This window comes from Bradyrhizobium sp. S3.2.6 (genome assembly GCF_040546885.1).
In the GTDB taxonomy this organism is placed as follows: domain Bacteria; phylum Pseudomonadota; class Alphaproteobacteria; order Rhizobiales; family Xanthobacteraceae; genus Bradyrhizobium; species Bradyrhizobium cytisi.
In genome coordinates, this window is sequence record NZ_JBEPOS010000005.1 from 85,898 (window position 1) to 105,847 (window position 19,950).

The 19,950-nt window shown below is 64.2% G+C and carries 19 protein-coding genes and 1 tRNA gene; 7 read left to right on the top strand and 13 right to left on the bottom strand.

Annotated features, from left to right (window positions below; all coding sequences use genetic code 11):
• Nucleotides 1-37 precede the first annotated feature (37 nt).
• Entirely contained in the window at nt 38-670 is a 633-nt protein-coding gene (locus tag ABID58_RS12615; RefSeq protein WP_354032867.1) for a LysE family translocator, read from the top strand.
• A 29-nt stretch (nt 671-699) separates the two neighbouring features.
• Here ABID58_RS12615 and ABID58_RS12620 read toward each other — a convergent pair whose 3' ends face one another.
• Entirely contained in the window at nt 700-1,452 is a 753-nt protein-coding gene (locus ABID58_RS12620; RefSeq protein ID WP_354032868.1) for a sulfite exporter TauE/SafE family protein, read from the bottom strand.
• Between the two features lie 96 nt (nt 1,453-1,548).
• Between ABID58_RS12620 and ABID58_RS12625 the strand changes: the two genes are divergently transcribed.
• The gene (locus ABID58_RS12625; protein ID WP_354032869.1) at nt 1,549-2,439 is read left to right on the top strand and encodes a LysR substrate-binding domain-containing protein; all 891 of its coding nucleotides are present in this window, start codon (nt 1,549-1,551) and stop codon (nt 2,437-2,439) included.
• An 81-nt stretch (nt 2,440-2,520) separates the two neighbouring features.
• On the opposite strand, the gene ABID58_RS12630 is transcribed toward ABID58_RS12625, so the two are convergent.
• From ABID58_RS12630 to ABID58_RS12640, 3 genes are all read right to left on the bottom strand, one after another.
• Nucleotides 2,521-3,510 (bottom strand): Bug family tripartite tricarboxylate transporter substrate binding protein, encoded by a 990-nt coding sequence (locus ABID58_RS12630; protein WP_354032870.1) that lies wholly within the window; start codon nt 3,508-3,510, stop codon nt 2,521-2,523.
• A 22-nt stretch (nt 3,511-3,532) separates the two neighbouring features.
• Nucleotides 3,533-4,315 (bottom strand): histidinol-phosphatase, encoded by a 783-nt coding sequence (gene hisN / locus ABID58_RS12635; RefSeq protein ID WP_354032871.1) that lies wholly within the window; start codon nt 4,313-4,315, stop codon nt 3,533-3,535.
• A gap of 525 nt (nt 4,316-4,840) precedes the next feature.
• Entirely contained in the window at nt 4,841-5,731 is an 891-nt protein-coding gene (locus tag ABID58_RS12640) for an N-formylglutamate amidohydrolase (protein WP_148751797.1), read from the bottom strand.
• A gap of 337 nt (nt 5,732-6,068) precedes the next feature.
• Here ABID58_RS12640 and cpdR point away from each other — a divergent pair, with 337 nt between their 5' ends.
• From cpdR to ABID58_RS12655, 3 genes are all read left to right on the top strand, one after another.
• The gene (gene cpdR / locus ABID58_RS12645) at nt 6,069-6,428 is read left to right on the top strand and encodes a cell cycle two-component system response regulator CpdR (RefSeq protein WP_007597092.1); all 360 of its coding nucleotides are present in this window, start codon (nt 6,069-6,071) and stop codon (nt 6,426-6,428) included.
• 75 nt (nt 6,429-6,503) lie between these two features.
• Nucleotides 6,504-6,578: transfer RNA gene (locus ABID58_RS12650), tRNA-Val, on the top strand.
• Between the two features lie 188 nt (nt 6,579-6,766).
• Nucleotides 6,767-6,982 (top strand): hypervirulence associated TUDOR domain-containing protein, encoded by a 216-nt coding sequence (locus tag ABID58_RS12655; protein WP_148753198.1) that lies wholly within the window; start codon nt 6,767-6,769, stop codon nt 6,980-6,982.
• Nucleotides 6,983-7,003: 21 nt separating this feature from the next.
• On the opposite strand, the gene ABID58_RS12660 is transcribed toward ABID58_RS12655, so the two are convergent.
• Complete coding sequence (locus ABID58_RS12660) at nt 7,004-8,290, bottom strand: heme-binding protein (protein ID WP_354032872.1); 1,287 nt, start codon at nt 8,288-8,290, stop codon at nt 7,004-7,006.
• Between the two features lie 445 nt (nt 8,291-8,735).
• Here ABID58_RS12660 and ABID58_RS12665 point away from each other — a divergent pair, with 445 nt between their 5' ends.
• Entirely contained in the window at nt 8,736-8,981 is a 246-nt protein-coding gene (locus ABID58_RS12665) for a hypothetical protein (RefSeq protein WP_148753200.1), read from the top strand.
• Nucleotides 8,982-9,077: 96 nt separating this feature from the next.
• Here ABID58_RS12665 and ABID58_RS12670 read toward each other — a convergent pair whose 3' ends face one another.
• From ABID58_RS12670 to ABID58_RS12685, 4 genes are read right to left on the bottom strand one after another with little or no spacing between them, the layout of a single operon-like run.
• Nucleotides 9,078-9,905: a carbohydrate ABC transporter permease gene (locus tag ABID58_RS12670; protein WP_148753201.1), complete on the bottom strand. Its 828-nt coding sequence runs from the start codon at nt 9,903-9,905 to the stop codon at nt 9,078-9,080.
• Nucleotides 9,902-10,798 carry a carbohydrate ABC transporter permease gene (locus tag ABID58_RS12675; RefSeq protein ID WP_148753202.1) on the bottom strand — a complete coding sequence of 299 codons (897 nt, stop codon included), beginning with the start codon at nt 10,796-10,798 and terminating at the stop codon, nt 9,902-9,904. Before ABID58_RS12675 ends, ABID58_RS12670 begins: the two co-directional genes overlap by 4 nt.
• Complete coding sequence (locus tag ABID58_RS12680; RefSeq protein WP_148753203.1) at nt 10,795-12,150, bottom strand: ABC transporter substrate-binding protein; 1,356 nt, start codon at nt 12,148-12,150, stop codon at nt 10,795-10,797. The genes ABID58_RS12675 and ABID58_RS12680 overlap by 4 nt, the downstream gene beginning before the upstream one ends.
• A gap of 32 nt (nt 12,151-12,182) precedes the next feature.
• Nucleotides 12,183-12,938 carry a FadR/GntR family transcriptional regulator gene (locus tag ABID58_RS12685; RefSeq protein WP_354032873.1) on the bottom strand — a complete coding sequence of 252 codons (756 nt, stop codon included), beginning with the start codon at nt 12,936-12,938 and terminating at the stop codon, nt 12,183-12,185.
• 170 nt (nt 12,939-13,108) lie between these two features.
• Between ABID58_RS12685 and ABID58_RS12690 the strand changes: the two genes are divergently transcribed.
• Nucleotides 13,109-14,536: a sulfatase family protein gene (locus ABID58_RS12690; RefSeq protein WP_354032874.1), complete on the top strand. Its 1,428-nt coding sequence runs from the start codon at nt 13,109-13,111 to the stop codon at nt 14,534-14,536.
• Between the two features lie 152 nt (nt 14,537-14,688).
• On the opposite strand, the gene ABID58_RS12695 is transcribed toward ABID58_RS12690, so the two are convergent.
• From ABID58_RS12695 to ABID58_RS12710, 4 genes are all read right to left on the bottom strand, one after another.
• Nucleotides 14,689-15,780, bottom strand: a complete 1,092-nt coding sequence (locus ABID58_RS12695) for an enolase C-terminal domain-like protein (RefSeq protein WP_354032875.1) — start codon at nt 15,778-15,780, stop codon at nt 14,689-14,691.
• Nucleotides 15,781-15,861: 81 nt separating this feature from the next.
• Nucleotides 15,862-17,085, bottom strand: coding sequence for an ABC transporter substrate-binding protein (locus ABID58_RS12700; protein WP_354033038.1), 1,224 nt, complete (start codon nt 17,083-17,085; stop codon nt 15,862-15,864).
• A 180-nt stretch (nt 17,086-17,265) separates the two neighbouring features.
• Nucleotides 17,266-18,720, bottom strand: a complete 1,455-nt coding sequence (locus ABID58_RS12705; RefSeq protein ID WP_354032876.1) for an FAD-dependent monooxygenase — start codon at nt 18,718-18,720, stop codon at nt 17,266-17,268.
• Nucleotides 18,721-18,970: 250 nt separating this feature from the next.
• Nucleotides 18,971-19,903 carry an alpha/beta hydrolase gene (locus ABID58_RS12710; protein WP_354033039.1) on the bottom strand — a complete coding sequence of 311 codons (933 nt, stop codon included), beginning with the start codon at nt 19,901-19,903 and terminating at the stop codon, nt 18,971-18,973.
• Nucleotides 19,904-19,950 lie beyond the last annotated feature (47 nt).

Here is a 19,950-nt window from a genome sequence, read left to right on the forward strand (position 1 = left end):
CCTGGGACCGCCCGGGCGGGCGGCGGGAGCCTCTCACATGCTGGGCATTCACGAAATCTGGCTCTTCGTCCTGTCGGGTGTGCTGCTCAACGTCATGCCGGGGCCGGATTCGGTCTATGTGATCGGCCGCAGCATGCAGATGGGCTGGCGTGGCGGGGCAGCGGCGGCCTTCGGCATCAGTTGCGGCTGCCTTTTCCATGTCGCGGGCGCTGCGATCGGCCTTTCGGCGCTTTTGATGGCCTCATCCACCGCGTTCTCGATCCTGAAGCTGGTCGGCGCGGCCTATCTCGTCCTGACCGGCCTTTTAATGCTGTGGTCGCGCCCGGCGCTGGTGGCGGTCAAGGACGAGGCCGAGCGGAGCTCGCTGCGGCGGGTTTTCCTCCAGGGCGTCCTCACCAACGCGCTCAATCCCAAGGTCGCGCTGTTCTTCCTGGCCTTCCTGCCTCAATTCGTCGCAGCCGATTCCGCGCACAAGCCGCTCGCCTTCCTGACGCTAGGCCTGATCTTCATCTGCACGGGGACGCTGTGGTGCCTGGTGCTGGCGGCGTTCGCGGCCAAGGCGGCCCGCCGGCTGCGGCAGTCCGAGGGCGTGATCGCCTGGGTCAACCGGACCCTCGGCGGCCTTTTCATCTATCTCGGCATCCGCGTCGCGATGCTGGAGACGCGGTAGCTCATCCGAACGGATGAGTGGATCTCGCGTCAGGCGAATTCCTTCAGCAGCGCGCTGCCGGCCAAATAGACACCGAGCAAGATCATCGCGACCAGGAACCAGCGGCGGAACGCTTCCGCCGGCATCCGCGCCCGCACCGACTGGCCGATGAACATGCCGGCAAACGCCGTGGCCATGGCGACGGCGCCCGGCACGGCATTGGCCGGGGTCAGCAGGCCGCCGGCGGTCAGGTTGAAGGCGAGTGCCAGCGTTGCGGTGGTGAAGAACACGCCGAGCGCCTGCACCAGCTCGTCCTTCTCCATGCCGATCGCCTGCATGAACGGCATCGAGGGGATCACCTGCACGCCGGTTGAGGCCGAGATCACGCCGGTGATCACGCCGACCACGCCGCCGACCCATTTCTCGTTCTGCGGTGCGACGTGGAACTTGAATGTGCTGAGGCCGATGATGGCGTAGATCACCAGCAGGATGCCGAGCACAACCGTGCCGTAGCGCGCGTAGGGTCCGGTCAGCGCGCCGGCGTTGAGCCAGCAGCCGATCACGGTGCCGATCATCAGCGGCCACAACCGCCTCAGGATGTCGCGCAGATGGCGGCCGACAAAGGTTTGCCAGATGTTGGTGACAATGGCGGGCACGATCACGATGGCGATCGCGCGGCTGGGCGCCATGTTCACCGCGAGCAGGCCCATGGAGACCGTCGGCAGGCCGAGCCCGACGACGCCCTTGACGAATCCGGCGACAAGAAAGACGGCGGCGATGAGAATGAGAAGCGGGTCAATCATGACCTGCACATTGACCGAAGCCGCGCCCACGCACAATCTGGAGGTTACGGAGACAGCCTTCGTCCACGACGAAAGCTAGGTTTGGAGGAGGCAACAATGCGTTTCGACCTCGTCGATCTCCAGCTCTTCATTGCGGTCGCCGACCAGCGCAGCATCACCCGCGGCGCGGAGCGCTCGCATCTGGCGCTGGCCTCCGCCAGCGCGCGGATCAAGGGGCTCGAGGACGCGCTTGGCGTCGCGCTGCTCAAGCGCGGGCGCCGCGGTGTCGAACTGACCGCGGCCGGCGAGAGCCTGCTCGACCATGCGCGGCTCGTGATCCACCAGATCGACGCCATGCGCGGCGATCTCGCGGGCTTTGCCAGCGGCGTGCGCGCCAGCGTGCACTTCCTTGCCAACACGTCGGGCCTGTCGGAGCATCTGCCGAAGGCGCTGGCCGGCTTCCTGCGCGAGCATCCCGACGTCGCCATCGACATCGAGGAGCGCGAGAGCACCGACATCGCAGCCGCGATCACCGCCGGCGCCGCCGATCTCGGTTTCGCCGCCGAGCACGCGCTGCCTGATCATATCGAGCGCTTCGTGTTCAGCGAGGACCGTCTGACGCTGGTGACATCGAAGCGCGGCCCGTTCGCCGGCCGCCGCCAGATCGATTTCCAGGAGGCCAACGCCTGCGAGTTCGTCGGCCTGACCAGCGCCACCGCGCTTCAGATGCATATTTCAAAGCATGCCGCCCGGCTCGGCATGCGCCCGCATTTCCGGGCGCGGCTGCGCGACTTCGATGCGATCTGCCAGCTGGTCTCAGCCGATGTCGGCGTCGCGCTGGTGCCCGAAGCCGCCGCCCGCCGCTGCGCCAAGCTGATGCCACTCGCCATGGTCCGCCTGCGCGACGCCTGGGCCAACCGCAAGCTCGTGATCTGCGCGCGGAGCTTCAAGGCGCTGCCGCGGCCGGCCAAGATGCTGGTAGAGCATCTGCGCGAAGCTGCGGTGTGAGGGTAAATGCGACGTACTTCCATGCGGGCGATCGGCTCCCTCTCCCGTTTGCGGGGCGCAAGCGGGAGAGGTGTAAACCGGTTACTTCGCCGTCTCCACGCCGGCGTCCTTGATCACCTTCGCCCATTTCGCGGTCTCGTCCGCAATGAATGCGCGAAAATGCTCCGGCTCGTCGCCGATCAGCGTCGCGCCTTGCGCGGCGAGCTTCTCCTTCACCGCGGGATCCGCCATCGCCTTGGTCGCGAGGTCATGCAGCGCGGTGACGATCTCCTTCGGCGTGCCCTTGGGCGCGACCATGCCGTACCAGTTCTCGATGCGCAGATCCGGAAAGCCTGCTTCCTTCGTGGTCGGCACGTCGGGCGCGGTCGGGGCGCGTTCCGCCGAGCCGATCGCGATCGGCTTCAGCGCGCCGGCCTTGACCTGCGGCAGCAGCACCGGGAGGTCGAGGAACGTCATTTGCACCTGCTGGCCCAAGAGATCGTTCACCGCGGGCGCGGCACCACGATAAGGCACGTGCACGATGTCGATGCTGGCCGTCAGCTTGAACAGCTCGCCGGCGAGATGCGGCAGGCTGCCGGGGCCGGAGGAGGCGAAGTTGAGCTTTCCGGGCTGCGCTTTCGCAAGCGCAATCAATTCGCCGATGTCCTTGGCGGGCAAATTGGCCGCCACGACCAGCATTTCCGGCACGGTCGCAACCAGCGTCACTGGAGTCAGGTCATTGAGCGTGTCGTAGGCGACCTTCTCCATGCTCGGGCTGATCGCAAGTGCGCCGGCAGAGGAGATGGCGATGGTGTAGCCGTCGGGCGCGCTCTTGGCGACCGCATCAGTGCCGAGCACGCCGCCCAGGCCGCCGCGATTGTCGATCAGCACCGGCTGGCCCGCCAGTTCCGACATGCGCTGGCCGACCACGCGGGCGATGATGTCGTTGGGGCCGCCGGCCGGAAACGGCACGATCAGCTTGATCGGTTTTGCCGGAAAGATCTGCGCCGCCGCCACTGACGGTAGCAGCAGAAACAATCCCAAAAACAATCTAAAGAACAATTTAGCGAGAAGCCTGCGTGAGATGGTCATGCAAGCCTCCCGCGAGCGCTTGTTATGGGTTGAGCAGTTTCAGTGCTTCTTCGTGAACCCTGGCGTCGCCGGCCGCGACGATGCGGCCGCCGCCCTGGGCCGGCTTGCCTTCCCAGGTGGTGACGACGCCGCCGGCGCCGGTCACGATCGGGATCAGGGCTGCGATATCGTAAGGCTTCAGTTCGGTCTCGACCACGAGATCGACATGGCCGGCCGCCAGCATGCAATAGGAATAGCAATCGCCGCCATAGCGTGACAGCCGCGCGCCCTGCTCGATCCGGCCGAAAATGGCGCGGTCGCGCTCGTTCATCAGCAGCGGGCTGGTGGTGTAGGTCGTCGCCTCCGACAGCGAGGCGCAGCGGCGGACCTGGAGCCGGCGCTCGCCGGACGGGCCTTTATAGTTGGCCGAGCCGTTGTCGCCGGAAAAGCGCTCGCCGATGAAGGGCTGGTGCATCATGCCGTAGACCGGCGTGCCCTTGTGAAGCAGCGCGATCAGCGTGCCCCAGATCGGAAAGCCGCCGATGAAGGACTTTGTGCCGTCGATGGGGTCGAGCACCCAGACATAGTCGGCGTCGTCGCGCTCATTGCCGAATTCCTCGCCGACGATGCCGTGCTGGGGGAAGCTGGCCTTGATCAGCCGCCGCATCACCGCTTCCGCCGCGCGGTCGGCTTCCGTCACCGGATCGAAATCCTTGGTCTTGCTCTTGTCGTCGATCGACAGCGAGGTCCGGAAGAACGGCAGGATGGTTTCGCCGGAGGCGGTGGCAAGCCGCCCGATGAAGGCTGAGAAGTCGATCACCGTCACGGCGCATCCTCAAAACGAAACTCTGGTGAAGCTTTCATCTGCCTAGCTCAATTCGCTTCTCGCGTGCAGCGCTGTCTTGATTTGCTCCCTGGTATTTTGGATGCGGATGCCGCCTGCCCCAGGCGAGCCATATGCTGGCCAAATATCGATCACAGTGTTGAGAACTTAGTTCCTTGTATGCCTCGTTCGTATGCAAATGACTATCAACCCATTGAAATTCCTTATCAAAGAAACTGAATCTGGATTTCGCTGGAAGCAAATGAGCTATGTGTTTTTGCATGGGAAACGGCTCAAAAGCCCTTGCACTTTGTGCGACGCGGCCGCATATTGTTGCGGTGCGGTAGCGCTTCTCGCGTTACCGCTGCCCTCCTTGGGCGTTTCCTCCCTAGACTTGGGCCGCTTCTTCATCAGAAGCGGCCCTTTTTTCTTTGGCCTCTGTTTTCAGTTGAGCGCGCGTAGCTTGCGAAGCGAAAACGCATTCGCGCCTCTCGCGGAAGAGGCCGATCTTTCGGGAAAGAGTCGCGTCTATTCCGCCGCGGCCTGGAACGGGCCGAGATCGCCGAACGGAATCGTGGTCGCCAGCACATCGGCGAGCACGCCAAAGTCGCGCGCCACCTGCGCAAAGCGCGGGCCGCGCTCGCGGCGTCGCTCGTCCATGTAGATGGCGCGATTGAGCTCGAGCTGCACCGCGTGCAGGCCGCTCGCCGGGTTGCCGTAATGCTCGGTGATGAAGCCGCCGGCATAGGGCTTGTTGCGGCCGATCGAATACCCGAGCCCGGTCATGGTCTCCTCGACGCGGTCGGGCAGCAGCGGTGCGCAGCTGGTGCCGTAGCGGTCGCCGATCACGACATCGGGGCGGCGCGGCTCGTCTCGAGAGACGCCGACCGACGGCATCGAGTGGCAGTCGACCAGCACCACGGTGCCGAACATCTGGTGCACCTTGTTGATCAGCCGGCGCAGCGCGCGATGATAGGGCTTGTACAGCGTCTCGATCCGCGCCAGCGCGTCGTCGACCAGGATGCGCTCGCGATAGATCTCCTGGCCGTCGCCGACCACGCGCGGAATGGTGCCCAACCCGCCCGCGACCCGCATCGAGCGCGTGTTCGCAAAGCTCGGCAGCCGGCCGGTGAACATGCGGGGATCGAGCTCATAAGGCTCGCGATTGACGTCGACATAGGAGCGGGGAAAGTTCACCCGCACGGTCGGAAAGCCGCGATCGCTCAGATGGCCGATCAACTCGTCCATGAAGGAATCTTCGGACCGCCGAAGCTGCGGCACGTCGATCCGCGATGCTGCGAGGAATTCGTCCGGATAGGTCGAGCCGGAATGGGGCGAGTTGAAGATAACAGGCGCGCGCCACTCGGCGGGCTCCACGATCTCGAACGCTGGCGACACCGCGCCGTCAAACCGGGTCATCTTCTCAGGCTTCGTCCCTTCACGCCGCAAGATCCGGCCAAAATCCAGCAAGCCCCAGATCGAGTGATTCGGCCGATCGAGCGGCTCTTATGTGTCGTCATTGTCCGGAATCGCAACCATTCTGCCAAGCGAAAAGATGCGATCGGCGCTGGAACATGTCTTAACCGTGCGGGCAGGGAGACGGGGATGTGCAGACGCGTCTCGATTGATTCATGCCGCATTCGGGTTCACAAGGGGCCGCACCGGTCGGGCCCATGGTAAAGATTTTCACCCGAAATTTACCCTCTGTCGGGCTTAGTGACCTCTACATATCCTTTGGGGATTCGACGTTCCTGCCATGCCAAAAATCCTGCTCGCCGAAGACGACAACGACATGCGCCGTTTCCTGGTCAAGGCGCTGGAAAACGCCGGTTTCCAGGTCTCGTCCCATGACAACGGCATGGCCGCCTATCAGCGGTTGCGGGAAGAGCCGTTCGAGATGCTCCTGACCGACATCGTGATGCCGGAGATGGACGGCATCGAGCTCGCCCGCCGGGCCTCGGAACTCGACCCCGACATCAAGATCATGTTCATCACGGGCTTCGCCGCGGTCGCCCTGAACTCGGATTCGGACGCCCCCAAGAACGCCAAGGTGCTGTCGAAACCCGTTCACCTGCGCGAATTGGTGAGCGAAGTGAACAAGATGCTGGCGGCCTAAATTGGCCCCGTTCCGTCCTTGCACCGGCTCCCCCGAGCCGTTATAGGGACCCCACCCGACGCAAGTGGACTATTAGGGCACGTAGCTCAGCGGGAGAGCACTACCTTGACATGGTAGGGGTCACAGGTTCGATCCCTGTCGTGCCCACCATCCTTCGCTCGCGACAGCGAGAGAAGGATGCCGCGCCGAAGCCCAAAGGACGCAGGCGGGCTGCCGCCGCGAGCTACGGCTTCAGTAAGCCACGATATTCTCTCGCGGCAGTCAAATCCATCTCGGCGAAGCGTGTAGGGCTCAACTTGAGCCGGGAACGTCCGGATGCCGCTCGGCATTGGTTCGCTATGCCCAAGATGTTCAAGCGCGGCGATCACGTCAGCTGGAATTCCGAGGCCGGCCGCGTGAGCGGCCATATCCTGCGCGTGCACGTCAAGGACGTCGACTACAAAGGATACGTCCACCACGCGACGGCGGACGATCCGCAATACGAGATCAAGAGCGACAAGACCGATCACGTCGCTCTGCATAAGGGCCGGGCACTGCGGCTGCTGCGCTCCTGATCTCACACAGCCGCGCGCCACTCACGTCAGCGGCAACAGATGCTCCGGGATCGGCACCGGGGCTGCAGGCACCAGCGAGGCGACGGAGACGTGCGGCCAGCTCAGGCCGTTGAAATCCAGCATCACCTTCTGCGAATATTGGATCTGCGTCGTTGCCACCCGGACGCGGCCGCCGGCAAAAGCCTTGTTCGGTACGAACGGGAGCGTGGCGACGAAGCTCGGCACCAGCGGCACCGTGCCCTTCTGCAGCGGCTGGAGGATGATCGGCGGCTCGCCCGACGCGATGCGCGGCACGTCGATGTCGTAGATGACCGTCTCGATCCAGAACACGGCATCCATCTGCAATGCATTGGCGTTGGCACCATTGCCGCCCGGCGGCGGCACCGGCACGCCCAGCAGGAATGCGATGTTCGCGGTACCACCGGCGAAGTTCGGCGCCTGCGGATGCGGTCCGGCCGAAGCGACGGCCGGCAACGGACCGCCTGACAGCGGCGTGCCGGGCCTGGTCGAGGTCTCGATGATGATGGTCTGGCTGATGGTCTGATGCGCGATCTGGTTGCGCAGCACCGTGTTCGGATCGATGATCATGGCCTGGGTGAGCTTGCCGGAGGCGATCAGCGTGGTGAGATCCTGCGGCAGCCTGCGTGTGGTCTTGTTGGCCGCAGTCTGATTCTGGAACGTGAACTTGTTGGCCGGATTGCCGCCGAAGAACGGCGTGATGTCGACCGCCGCGATGGTCGGCTTGCCGGCGACGGCCGGCAGCGCGGTGCCTTGCGCCGTGATCGTCGTGCCATGCGGGATCGAGGCCATCCGCGCGACGGTGAACGGTTCGTGCGGATTGGTGCTGGACGGCACCGCGAGCCAGATGCCGGGCTCGAAGTGAATGCCGACGGGCGTCCCCGTGGTCACGTCATTGATGGTCTGCAGATAGGGCACGCCGTTCAGGAAGGCATCCGCCTGCGGCCCCGAGCCGCGATTGGGAATCGAGCCAAGACTGTTCGAGAACGACAGCGTCTCGTCGGTGAGGTTCAACTCCAGAACATTGTCGGGCGGGTCGGTGGTGTTGATCGGCCCCGGCATCTGGGTCGGCGTCGTCGCGCTGTCGGGCCGGAAGATCGTGTTGAAGCCCTGTCCAGTGAACGTGCCGGTGAAGGCCGACAGCGGCCCGAGCGTCGGAGGCAGGGTGACCGGCACGGCAGCGGGGACGGCAGCAGCATGTGCGGCAGCCCTGAACACGGTGTCGACCTGGTGGATGGAGAAGTTTGCGGTTCTGTTGAAGGCGCTGGTAAGCGGCTTGGGTTCGTCCATGGGCGTTCCTTTCGATGGCTGCGAGCGTGACTGTCGCTGCCGGTGCACTCCCGGGCCGGCGTTCCGGGGCTGATCGATGGCCTCTCCGTGTCAGGCCGTGCGACGCGCACGCGCGAGGTCGCTGTCGCATCGCCTAGTTCGGCGAGACGTCGGAGGTTTTTGAAACCGATTGCGATATCTAAGCTCGTCGTCCGTCGCGGGATCGTCCGCGTCACCCCTGCGCGAAACGACGCTTTGTAAGGGTGTTCAAAAATGAAATGATCAAAAGATATGGGGTCGTACGCCCCATTCGCCTTGGTTACATCTTGAGAATGATACAACCTGAAGGGTGTTTCAAGTGTGTTCCATTTCACAAGCGAAAGAGTCGCTGTTACGCAAACGATCGGCGTGAACGGCATGATCTGCACCGGCGCGTTGCGGATAGATCAAAGGGAAGGGAAAGTGAATGATGCGGACGATTAGTCTTGCCGTGGCGGTATCGGCCCTGATGGTATCGGGCGCCGACGCTGCGATCATCGACTGGCAGGCCGAGCTGCAACGCTGCCGCGCGCTGCGCGAGAGCGTGGCGCCGCTGCTTCAGGCCGGCGAGGGGATCTCCGCGGTGGGGCGCTCCAATCGATCCGTCCGTCGCTGCATCTGGATACAGCGCATCGCCGTGCGCAAGAAAATCCCCGGCGCGGAGACGTGGTAAGGCCGGCGTGAGACCCGCGTCGCAGCTCCACACCCCGTCATTGCGAGCGCAGCGAAGCAATCCAGAATCGAGGCGCGGGTTGGAAGCTTCGTGATGTCAGCCTTTGACGGCGCCGGCCGTGAGCCCGGAGACGAGATAGCGGCGCACCGCGAGCGAGAAGATCAGCACCGGCGCCATCACCAGCGAGCCGCCGGCGGCGATCTTGCCCCATTCCCAGCCCTCGTAGTTCATGAAGTTGACGACGGCGACCGGCGCGGTGCGCGCATTGGTGCGGGTCAGGATCAGCGCGAAGAAGAAGTCGTTCCAGGCGTAGAGGAAGCAGAGGATCGCGGTCGCGGCGATACCAGGTGTCACCATCGGCAGCACGATCCTGGTGAACACTGTGCGCGTCCGCGCGCCGTCGACGAGGGCCGCCTCTTCCAGCGAGACCGGGATGGTGTCGAAGAACGGCTGCATCATCCAGATCACCAGCGGCAGGTTGAAGCTGGTGTAGACCAGCACCAGGCCGGTGATGGTGTCGAGCAGGCCGATCCAGCGATAGAATAGGAAAAAGGGGATGGTGAACGCGATCGGCGGCGCCATGCGCGTTACCAGGATCGCAAAGGAGAGCGCATGCTTGCCGCGTCCGGCCCAGCGCGACAGTGCGTAGGCCGCCGGCACGCCGAACAGCAGCGCGAGAGCGGTGGAGAGCGAGGCGCTCAACAGGCTGTTGACGAAGGAGGCCGAGAACGCGCTGTGCCAGAGCGAGATGTAATTCTCCAGCGTCGGCGTGAAGATCAAAGGCGGCGGGAATTGCAGGATCTGGTCGTTGGATTTGAAGCTCATCTGCAACAGCCATAGGAATGGCGAGAGCAGGATCATCAGCGTCAGCGTGATCGCGACCAGCCGGCCCGGCGTGGCCTTGCGGAGGGACGACTCGCTCATGCCAGTGCCTTCTTGCGCTGGCCCATCCAGACTAATCCTAAGCTGATGCCGCAGACCAGGAGCAGCATCACCACGGTGACCGCGCTGGAATAGCCGATCTCGTTGGTGTCGAAAGCGAGGAGGTACGCATAGTAGTTCGTCACCTCGGTGAGCGTGCCGGGGCCGCCGCCGGTCAGGAGGAAGATCAGCGGGAACGCCTTCACGCTGTCGATCAGGCGGAACATGCCTGAAATGACGAGGATCGGCGTGATGAAAGGCAGCGTCACGTACCAGAAGATCTGCAGCTTGCTGGCGCCGTCGACGAGGGCCGCTTCCGAATATTCGTCCGGAATCGTCTGCAGCGCCGCCAGCACCATCAGGAAGGTGAAGGGCAGCCACTCCCAGGTGTCGGCGATGACGATCGAAGTCAGCGCGAAATCGACGCTGGAGGTCAGCGCCGGCAGGGTGACATGCAGCGCCTGCGCGGCGTAGTAGAGCGGGCTGATGTCGGGCGCGTAGATCAGCTTCCAGATCACCGCGACCACGATCGGCGGCAGCACCATCGGAATCAGGAAGAAGGTTCGCGCGAATTCGACGAAGCGCGACGGCACGTTCAGCAGGAGCGCCAGCCCCATGCCGAGCAGCACCTGAAACAGCACGCTCGCGACCGACAGCTTGGCCTGCACGGCCAGCGAGTTGACGAAGCGGGGGTCGCCCGGCAACAGGCCATAATTGCGCAACGGCTCGCTGAAATCGGTGGCCGAGCCCGGCGTCGTCAGTTGGAACGGCGTCAGGCTGGTCACGATGAGATAGATCGCCGGCAGCACGGCGACTGCGAACAGCACGATCAGGCTCGGTGTGAGCGCGAAGGCGATGAACCTGCGGCGCTCTCCGTCAATTCCGCTCTCGCTCAAAGTTTTGTCCCGGCGCGGCGGAGTGCGGCGATCGCCTGGTCCTGCGCTGCGTTCATCGCGTCCTTGGCGGGGAGCTGGCCGGTCGCGACCTGCTCGAACGCCTTGTTGAGGACGTCGCCGACAATCGGGAACTCCTTCGAGGTGCGATAGGCCATGTAGTTCTCGCCCTTGCCCGGCAGCTCCAGCACCTCGAGGTAGAGCGCGCCGAGGTCCTGGCCGTTCACCGTGTTGAGCTTGCGATAGTCTTCGCTGGTGATGATCGAGCGGCGGCACACCGAGGAGTGACCGTGCTCCCTCACAAGCTTCATCGAGATCTCAGGGCTGAGCGCCCATTTGATGAATTCCCACGCGGCCTTCTGATTCTTGGCGTTCCTGGGGATGCCGAGGCCCTGGCTGTTCGAGGCCGGGTAGTCATGCACCGGACCGGCAGGCGAACGCACCACGCGCGAGGTGTCCTTCACCTTGCTCTCGTCGGAAAGCAGGATCGGCGTCACCCAGGCGCTGGAGTGGATGAAGATGTTGGAGCGGCCGGTCAGCATCGACTGCCGCGCCTGGTCCTCGGTGTAGGTCAGAACGCCCTTCGGCGCGCTCTTCAGCAGGTTCGCATAGAACTCGACGCCCTGGATCGCCTCGGGCGTATTCAGCGCCGGCATGACGTCGCCGGGCGGATTCTTGAAGACGTTGCCGCCAAAGCCCTGGATGTAGGGCGGCAGATTCCAGTTGTGGAGGAACCACGACACCATGCCGTTGACGCCGTCGGTGCCGTTGATTTCAGCACAGACCTGCGCAAGCTCGGCGAAGGTCTTTGGGATCTTCAGCCCCTTCTTCTCCATCAAGTCCATGCGCGACAGCCCCATCAGCATCGCGCCGCCTTCCCAGGAATAGCCGTAGGTCGCTCCCTTGCCGTCGCGATAGGGCACCTGCGCGCCGTCGACGAAGTCCTTCGGATTCCACTCGACCGGCGTCAAATTGGCATCACCCGTGAACTCGTCGAGATTGGCGAGCAGGCCCGCCGCGATCCAGCGGGTCGCGAGCGTGAAGGTGACATTGACGAAGTCATAGGCCGAGCCGCCCGAGGACAGTTCGAGATTGGCCTGCTGGTTGTAGACCGGCAGGGCCGAGAGCTGGAGGTCGACCTTCATGCCGGTCTTTTCCTCGAACTCGGGAATATATTTCTGCAGCAGCGTGAAGAAGCGGTGCTGGAACGAGGCGCCGTGCAGGGTCACGCCGGCAAACGGCTTGGTCTGCGCGATCAGCGGCGCGGGGAATGCCGCGAGCGCCGCGCCTGCGGCGCTTGTTTTCAGCAGTTTGCGACGAGTGATTGAGCTCGCGCGCGATGCGGTCTTCATCATCTTTAACCTCCCTCACTATTGTTTTGCCGGCGTCAACGCGTCCGTCTGGTGCGAACGTTCTCGTCCTCGGCGTCCTTTTTCTTTTGGCGCGACATGGCCGAGACGATGTTCTGTTCGGTGAGATCCATCAGCTTGTGCATGGCCTGGCGCGCGCCGTCGGCATTGCGCGCCCAGATCTCATCGAGCACGGCGCGGTGATAGGGCAGGCTCTTCCGCGGCGCGCCCGGATTTGTGCTCGACAGGTTGAACGACATCCGCAAGGCAGCTGCGACCGTCGCGCCAAAGGCGATCAAAAAGTCGTTGCCGGTGGCGATGAGAATGCCGCGGTGGAATTGCAGATCGGGCTCGGCATAGGCGACGCGGTCCATGCCGGCCGCATCCATTCCGCGATAGGCCCGTTCGATCCGCGCGAAATCCTCGTCCGTGCCGCGCACCGCGCAGATGGCGCACGCCTCCGGCTCGACGATGCGGCGGACCTCCGTGATCTGCTTGGCGAACTCCTGCGTCGGCAGTGCCGCCAGCGTCCAGTTCAGCAATTCCTCGTCGAGCATGTTCCAGTCGAAGCGCGCGCGCACATGGGTGCCGGCCTTCTGCTTCGAGGCGATCAGCCCCTTGCCCTTGAGCAGCGACAGCGCCTCGCGGATCGAGGCGCGGCTGACATCGAAGCGGGACGCCAGCTCGATCTCGCGCGGCAACGTCGTGCCCTCGCGCCAGACGCCTGTCAGGATCAGCCGCGCCACCTCGCGGGCGATCGATTGCGGGCTGTCCTTGCTAGCCGATTTTGCCACGTTGACCCCGGTCTCGTAGAATAAAATGTCTGATTTATCGCGGATGCTGACGAAAGTATGCGCTGAATTAGGCCACTGATCGCAATTAATCAAATCCGGTCCTGTTTGACAAGAATTATTATGTCAGACATATTTCCTCCTGAGCGAATTCCGCGCAGGACAAAACAACCGTGACAAAGCCCCACATCATCCTGGTCATGACCGACCAGCAACGCTTCGACACGATCGCGGCGACGGGCCATCCCTACATGAAGACGCCGAATCTCGATCGTCTGGTGCGCGAGGGCGTCTATTTCGACAATTGCTTCATCAACGCGCCGAGCTGCGTGCCCTCGCGCGCGGCACTGTTCTCCGGCCTCTATCCGCATGCCTCGGGCGTGCTGAAGAACGGGCAGCACTGGCAGAAGACGTGGGTGAGCAAGCTCGGTGACGCCGGCTATCACTGCGTCAATGTCGGCAAGATGCACACCATCCCCTATGACGCGAAGGCCGGCTTCCACGAGCGCTTCGTGGTCGAGAACAAGGACCGCTTCTTCGAGGGGCGCTGGTTCGCCGACGAGCTCGACAAGGCCTTTGCCGCACACAAGCTGACAAAGCCGTCGCGCGCCGGCTATCGCAGCCTGCCTGATTATGGCGACCGCATGGGTGCCTTCACATGGGAAATGCCGAAATCGCTGCACCCGGACATCTTCGTCGCTGAAACGGCGATGTGGTGGCTCGAGACCCGCCCCAGACCCGACGCGCTGTTCATGCAGATCGGCCTGCCGGGTCCGCATCCGCCCTATGACCCGCTGCCGGAATATCTGGAGCATTACCTCGCCCGCAACGACCTCCCGGTGCCGCAGCCGACCGAGGCCGAGATCGAGGGCTTGCCGGCGTACCTCAAAGAGAAGCGACGCCACGACACCGAGGTCGACCACGATGCCGTGTCATGGAAGCTCGCGCCGACGCATGAAGAGATGCGTCGCCTGCGCGCGCATTACTATGCCAACGTCACCATGATCGACGAGCAGATCGGCCGCCTGCTGCAGACGCTCGAGGACAAGGGCTATCTCGACAATTGCGTCGTCATCTTCATGTCTGACCATGGCGACAATCTCGGCGAGCACGGCCTCAGCCAGAAATGGTCGATGTACGAGCCCGTCACCCGCATCCCGCTGCTGTTCTGGTCGCCCGGCCTGTTCTCCGGCGGCCACCGCATCCGCGAAAAGTGCCAGCTGTTCGATCTTGCGCCCACCATTCTGGATCTCGCCGGCGCAGAGCATCCAAAGCCGTTCCAGGCCCGCAGCCTGCTGCCGGCGCTGAACGGCGAAGAGTGGGCCGGCCGCGACTTCGTGTTCTCCGAGCAGGCCGGCGACGTTGCCATGACCGGGGCGCGGCTGATCACCATGGTGCGCGATGACCGCTGGAAGGTCGTGTTCATTCACGGCGCCGAGGATGGCCAATTGTTCGATCTCGCCAACGACCCGCTTGAGCAGCGCAATCTCTGGGGCGTGCCCGAGTATGCTGGCGAGATCAACCGCCTCAAGGACGCCTTCATCGACTGGCGCCAGAACAGCCTGCTGGAGACGATGGATTTGAACGCCGCGGCGCGGTAGGTGCGCTGACGAGGGAAGCCGTCATGCCCGGGCTTGTCCCGGGCATCCACGTTCTTTGTCGTGCGAGTTAAGGCGTGGATGGCCGGGACAAGCCCGGCCATGACCATGTCGGGTCTTCGAGGGCGAGGTGAAGAAGCGAGCTCCGCCTCGGATTAGCTCGCCAAATACTTCCTCACCGCCGCCTCGTCCCACGCAATCCCGTTGCCGGGCTCCTCGCCCGGCAACGCAAAGCCGTCCTTGATCTTGAGCCGCGTTGAAAGCACCGCGTCGGCCCAGTCGACATATTCCAGCCAATGCGCGGTCGGCGTCACGCAGAGCAGGTGCGCGCTGACCTCCGAGAACAGATGGGTTGACATCTCGATGCCGGCGGCGTGCGCGAGCGCGGCGGCGCGCAGCCAGCCGGAGACGCCGCCGATGCGCTGCACGTCGGGCATCACGTAGTCGCAGGCCTCCGCTGACAGTGCGGCCTGCATCGAAAACGCGCTGTCGAAATTCTCACCGATCTGGACCGGTGTGCGCAGCGCGTCCGCAATGCGGGCGCAGCCCTCATAGTCGTCATGGCGGATCGGCTCCTCGATCCAGGTCAGGCCTTCATCGTCGAGCATCTCGCCGCGGCGAATGGCTTCGGTCACCGTCAGTGCCTGGTTGTAGTCGCACATCAGCGTGACTTCGTCGCCAACCGCCTTGCGCACTGCGCGCACGACGGCGAGGTCGTCCCGCGCATCGGGCCGGCCGATGCGGATTTTTGCGGCATGAAAACCCTCGGCCAGCAGCTTGTGGGCTTCCTCCACCGCGGCGCCCGCCGGCATGATGCCGAGCCCCTTCGAATTGTAGGCCTTCACCGGTTTCGGCGCGCCGCCGAGCAGGCGGGCTAGCGGCAGGCCGCGCGCGCGGGCCAGCGCGTCCCACGCCGCCATGTCGATGCCGGATTGCGCCAGCCGTTGCAGCCCGGCGAGCCCGAGCAGCGTGAAACGCTGGGTCAGCTTGCGCTCGATCTCGAACGGCAGCAGCTCGTCGCCGGCGAGCAGCTCCGACATTTCCGTGACCATCGCGGTCAGCGGCTTCAGGGCCGACGGCGTGATCGAGAACAGATAGGCGTGCCCCACCGCCCCCTGGTCCGTCTCGCAGTCGATCAGCACCAGCGGCGCTTTCCCGACCGCGCCGGTCGAGGTCTTGAGCGGCAAATTCATCGGCGCGATCACGGGGCGCGCGTTGAAGCGCTTGATGCGGATGGTCTCGGTCATGGGATCTCCCGGCGGAGTGAATGCAGGTTCAAGCCCGATCTTAAACATTCGCCATGAAACGAAAAGATGGCCTGAGTCCGCTCACCGCGCCGCACCTTCTGAAAACGCCGTCTCGATCACCGCGCCGAAGGGCTGCCAGGAGCGGCCGTCGAACTGGACCAGCCGCATCTGCTTGATCGGCAGATAGCTGTCGGGCGACGTATTCATCCCGATATTAGGCAGCGCGACGGAGGGGTGATAATCCTGCAGCGACGCTGCCTGGCGCATGATGTTCTCGCGCGAAAGGTCGTCGCCGCATTGCTTCAGCACCTGCGTCAGCGCCTCGGCCGCGGCATAGCCATAGAGTGCGGCACTGTTGTTCGTGCTTTCGACGTGATGATATTTATCCATGAAGGCGAACCAGTCCTTCATGGCAGGATCGTCTTTCCATGCCGGATCGCTCGGATCCTTCAGAAAAGCCGTCGAGATCACCCCGGCAGAATTCTGCAGGCCGGCAGGCGCCATCGCGTTGGCGATCGAGGCGGAGGCATCGTTCACGATCACGACCGGGTGCCAGTTGAGCGAGGCGGCCAGCTTGATCACCTGGGCCGCCGTCGACGGCACGCCGAGAAAGACGAAAACATCGGCACCCGCGCGCTTGAGGATCGAGACGTGCCCTTCGAGATGCTCATCTGAGATGTCGAAGGCGATGTCGACGAGGATCAGGCGGTTCAGGTTGCCAAGACCTTCCTCGATACCCTTGAGGAGCGCGCGTCCGAACTGGTCGTTCTGCCACAGCACCACGATCTTGCGATGCGGATAATAGGCCTGGATGTAGTTGGCGTAGATGCGCCCTTCCGACCGGAACGGCGGCTGCCAGCCCATGGTCCAGGGAAACGCCTTGGCCTGGCTCAGCTCCTCGTCGCCGGAGGCGACGAACAGCTGCGGGACCTTCTTCTCGTTCAGGTACCAGCGCGTGGCGAGATTGCCGGGCGTGCCGAATGATCCGAACATCAGGTGCACGTCGTCCTTCTCGACGAGATTGCGAGTCAGATCGAGCGCGACCGTGGGATCGGAATTGTCGTCGCGGCTGATGAAGCGGACCTTGCGGCCGTTGATCCCGCCATGATCGTTGACCATGTCGAAATAGGCGGCCTCGGCCTGGCCTATCGCGCCGAATTCCGAGAGCGGTCCCGAATACGGCATGAGATTGCCGATGCGGATTTCGTTGTCGGGAGTGGGTTGATCCGAACGCTGCTCCGACATCGCCCCGAGCGAGGCGAGAGCGACGATCAAAACGAACAGCAGCCTGCCGGTGACGCGCATGCTCGACACCTTGTCGTTGTTGGCCCCCAACGAACTCGGCTCGTTCTGCACCCAAGGGAGTTGATCTACGTCAAGCGTTTGGCAATCCTGTGGCTGGGCGGCGCGATAGAAGCGGCAGGCGTGCTGACGCGCTGCGTTTGCCTAGCCGTCCTTAGTCGCCCGCAACACGGCCATGGCGGCCTAATCTCCGAACCAGGTCGCGAGAGCCTCCACGAGACCTTCGCATTTGCCCGTGCTGACCCAGGCGACATGCCCGTCGGGCCGGACGAGAACGGCGGCAGGGGTCGGAACGACACCGATTACCGGCATCTCGCAGATGCCCGTGAACGTCGCGCTGACCTGCCTGACGCGTTCGTCCCATCGCTCGGGGACAGCGCAGCCGGGCGGGCCGAGATTGAGGAAGAGCGGCCGCGCATCTCGCATCAGCTCGAATACGCGCGTCGGGCCATCAGCGGTGACAAGGTCCAGGTCGGGCATGCGCCTGCCGAGCAGAGGGTGGCATCCTTCCTCGCCATAGCGGATGTCGAGGCCCGACACCTTGGCGGAATACCATCTCCTCGGCTCATCCATCTTCATAGCGTTGGCGACGAACCCGCGGAGTGCCGTCGTGTGCTCGTCGCCACGGTTGAGAGCGGTGAGCGCCAGGGTCAACTCGAGCAGCGCGGCCCCAACCGGGTACCGCTCCGCGTGATAGGTGTCGAGCAGGGCGTCGGGTGAGATCCCCTTCACCACCTGGGCGAGCTTCCACCCGAGATTTACGGCGTCCTGCAGTCCGACGTTCAGGCCCTGTCCTCCCACGGGGGAGTGGATGTGCGCGGCATCCCCCGCGAGCAGGACGCGGTTCTTCCGATACGCTTCCGCTTGCCGCGCAGCGTCCGTGAACCGCGACATCCACGTGACCTCATGGAGGCCCAGATCCGATCCGTAGGCGGCTTGGAGCGCTGCCCTGAGATCTGCTTCGGTGGGGCTGCCGCCCCGCTCGAGCCGCTGCTCCGTCACGATGCCGCGCACGCGCGGGCCGCTGTCGAGCCGTCCCAGGGCATACAGCCCCCGGTTGCTGTAGCGGATGCCAAGCGGCGGCTCGTCCGTCATGTCGGCTTCGAAGATGAGATAGCTCGCCTGCGGCTCCGATCCGGGAAACCCGATGCCCGCGGTCTTGCGCACGAGGCTGCGGCCGCCGTCGCAGCCGACGAGATAGCGTGAACCGAGCCTGCGCCCGTCCGTCAGGTGAACGTCGACCCGCTCCGTGGTTTCGACAAAGGTCGCCATCTCGCAGCCTCGATAGAAGGTCACGGCGAGTTCAGAGACCCAGTCGGCGAGACCGCGCTCGATTTTTTCCTGCCAGAGCCCGAGCGTGTAGTTGTGGCGGCTAGGCCGGTCGCGGGCCTCGAGGACGATGCCGGCGAGCGCGACGGCGTAGTGCTTGGTCCCTTGCGGCAGGAACCTTTCCGCTATGCCCCGCTGGTCGAGAAGCTCGATCGCCCGTGGATGCAGACCGCTCGCGCGCGAGCCCTCCACGTCCTGGTTCGGACGCTTCTCGACGATCGCGGCGTTCACGCCGGCCACGGCCAGCTCCCCGGCAAGCATCAATCCAGTTGGACCGCCGCCGACGATGATCACGTCGTGTTCCGTCATTTGCCACCTCAGATTCGGTAGGAGGCCTGACTTCTACGGGGGAGGCGGGGTCTTGAAGCAAGAGCGTTGCGCGCCACATATATGAAGTGGAAGGAGCGCATGGCCTTGCGCGCGCCTTCGCCCGCCGCATCGCTCCCGATAGTATTGTGCTTCTCTGGCGTCGTGCCGCCCCGACACAGGCGGCGTGAGTCCATCATCGTCCGGCATATTGGCTTGGCGGGTTCGACGAATTCGGGCGTCCCGCTGATGCTTACGGCAGCCCGCGCGCCTCCAGCTGATGCACCAGCAGCAGCGTCGGCTCGGCGAGGCTGTCACCGGAGCCGTCCAGCCCAAATGCGGCAGCGATGCCGTCGCGGCTGCGCAGCAGCGTGGTGCGCGGGCAGTGGCCGGCGCCGCACAGCGTCTTCTTCAGGGTCTCGCCCTGGGCAACGAGGTTTGCGGGATCGTTGGCGGCCCAGGCCAGCACGATCGGCGCATCGATATTGAGAATGCCGGGAAACACCGAGCGCTTGTCATATTGAGCGGCGTCAGTGCCGAAATACGCCTTCTCGCTGTCACTGGCGTCCTTGCCGGCGCGGTAGATGCCGGACACCAGCACGACGGCCGCGACATCAGCGCGATCGGCCTGGAGCTCGGGATGCGCCATCAGGCTTGCGACATGGAAGGCGCCGGCGCCGTAGCCGACCGCGACGATCTCGCGGGCGTCGCCGTTGAACAGGTCGATATTGCCGTGGATCCAGGACAGCGCCGCTGCGACATCGGTCGCGCCCATCGGCCAGGTCGCGGCGGGCGCCAGGCGGTAGTTCACGCGCACCCCGATCATGCCGTTGCGCGCGGCAAAGCACATCGCCTCGTCCTGGATGTCGCGGGACAGGTCCGGAGCGCCGCGGTCACCGGTAAACGTGTCGCCCGCCACGAACAGCAGCACCGGTCGCGGCGTATCCGCCTTGGTGGTCTCGCTGATCGCGACGTCGAGCACATTGGCCTCGCCGTCGCCATAGCGCAGGCCGCGCGAGAAGGTGACCTGCTCGCACAGGCGCACGACGCCGCCGGCGGTCGTGTCGTTATCGGTGAGGCCGACCGGCACGAGATCGGACGGCGCGGTCAGTCGCGCCGGCAACGGGCCATGTGCGGAGGCCGCTGTCACGCTCAGAACAAGCAAAAATGCGAGACAATTCTTCATCATCGTGGTGCCGGCCTTGAGCGCTTCGGTTTGGTGCGCCGATTTGG

Coding starts and splice junctions, on each gene's coding strand:
- cpdR (WP_007597092.1), top strand. CDS start 6,069: ATGCCAAAAATCCTGCTCGCCGAAGACGACAACGACATGCGCCGTTTC.
- ABID58_RS12705 (WP_354032876.1), bottom strand. CDS start 18,720: ATGACGGAACACGACGTGATCATCGTCGGCGGCGGTCCAACTGGATTG.
- ABID58_RS12630 (WP_354032870.1), bottom strand. CDS start 3,510: ATGACCATCTCACGCAGGCTTCTCGCTAAATTGTTCTTTAGATTGTTT.
- ABID58_RS12620 (WP_354032868.1), bottom strand. CDS start 1,452: ATGATTGACCCGCTTCTCATTCTCATCGCCGCCGTCTTTCTTGTCGCC.
- ABID58_RS12710 (WP_354033039.1), bottom strand. CDS start 19,903: ATGAAGAATTGTCTCGCATTTTTGCTTGTTCTGAGCGTGACAGCGGCC.
- ABID58_RS12695 (WP_354032875.1), bottom strand. CDS start 15,780: ATGACCGAGACCATCCGCATCAAGCGCTTCAACGCGCGCCCCGTGATC.
- ABID58_RS12700 (WP_354033038.1), bottom strand. CDS start 17,085: ATGCGCGTCACCGGCAGGCTGCTGTTCGTTTTGATCGTCGCTCTCGCC.
- ABID58_RS12670 (WP_148753201.1), bottom strand. CDS start 9,905: ATGAGCGAGTCGTCCCTCCGCAAGGCCACGCCGGGCCGGCTGGTCGCG.
- ABID58_RS12615 (WP_354032867.1), top strand. CDS start 38: ATGCTGGGCATTCACGAAATCTGGCTCTTCGTCCTGTCGGGTGTGCTG.
- ABID58_RS12660 (WP_354032872.1), bottom strand. CDS start 8,290: ATGGACGAACCCAAGCCGCTTACCAGCGCCTTCAACAGAACCGCAAAC.
- ABID58_RS12665 (WP_148753200.1), top strand. CDS start 8,736: ATGATGCGGACGATTAGTCTTGCCGTGGCGGTATCGGCCCTGATGGTA.
- ABID58_RS12625 (WP_354032869.1), top strand. CDS start 1,549: ATGCGTTTCGACCTCGTCGATCTCCAGCTCTTCATTGCGGTCGCCGAC.
- ABID58_RS12640 (WP_148751797.1), bottom strand. CDS start 5,731: ATGACCCGGTTTGACGGCGCGGTGTCGCCAGCGTTCGAGATCGTGGAG.
- ABID58_RS12680 (WP_148753203.1), bottom strand. CDS start 12,150: ATGATGAAGACCGCATCGCGCGCGAGCTCAATCACTCGTCGCAAACTG.
- ABID58_RS12655 (WP_148753198.1), top strand. CDS start 6,767: ATGCCCAAGATGTTCAAGCGCGGCGATCACGTCAGCTGGAATTCCGAG.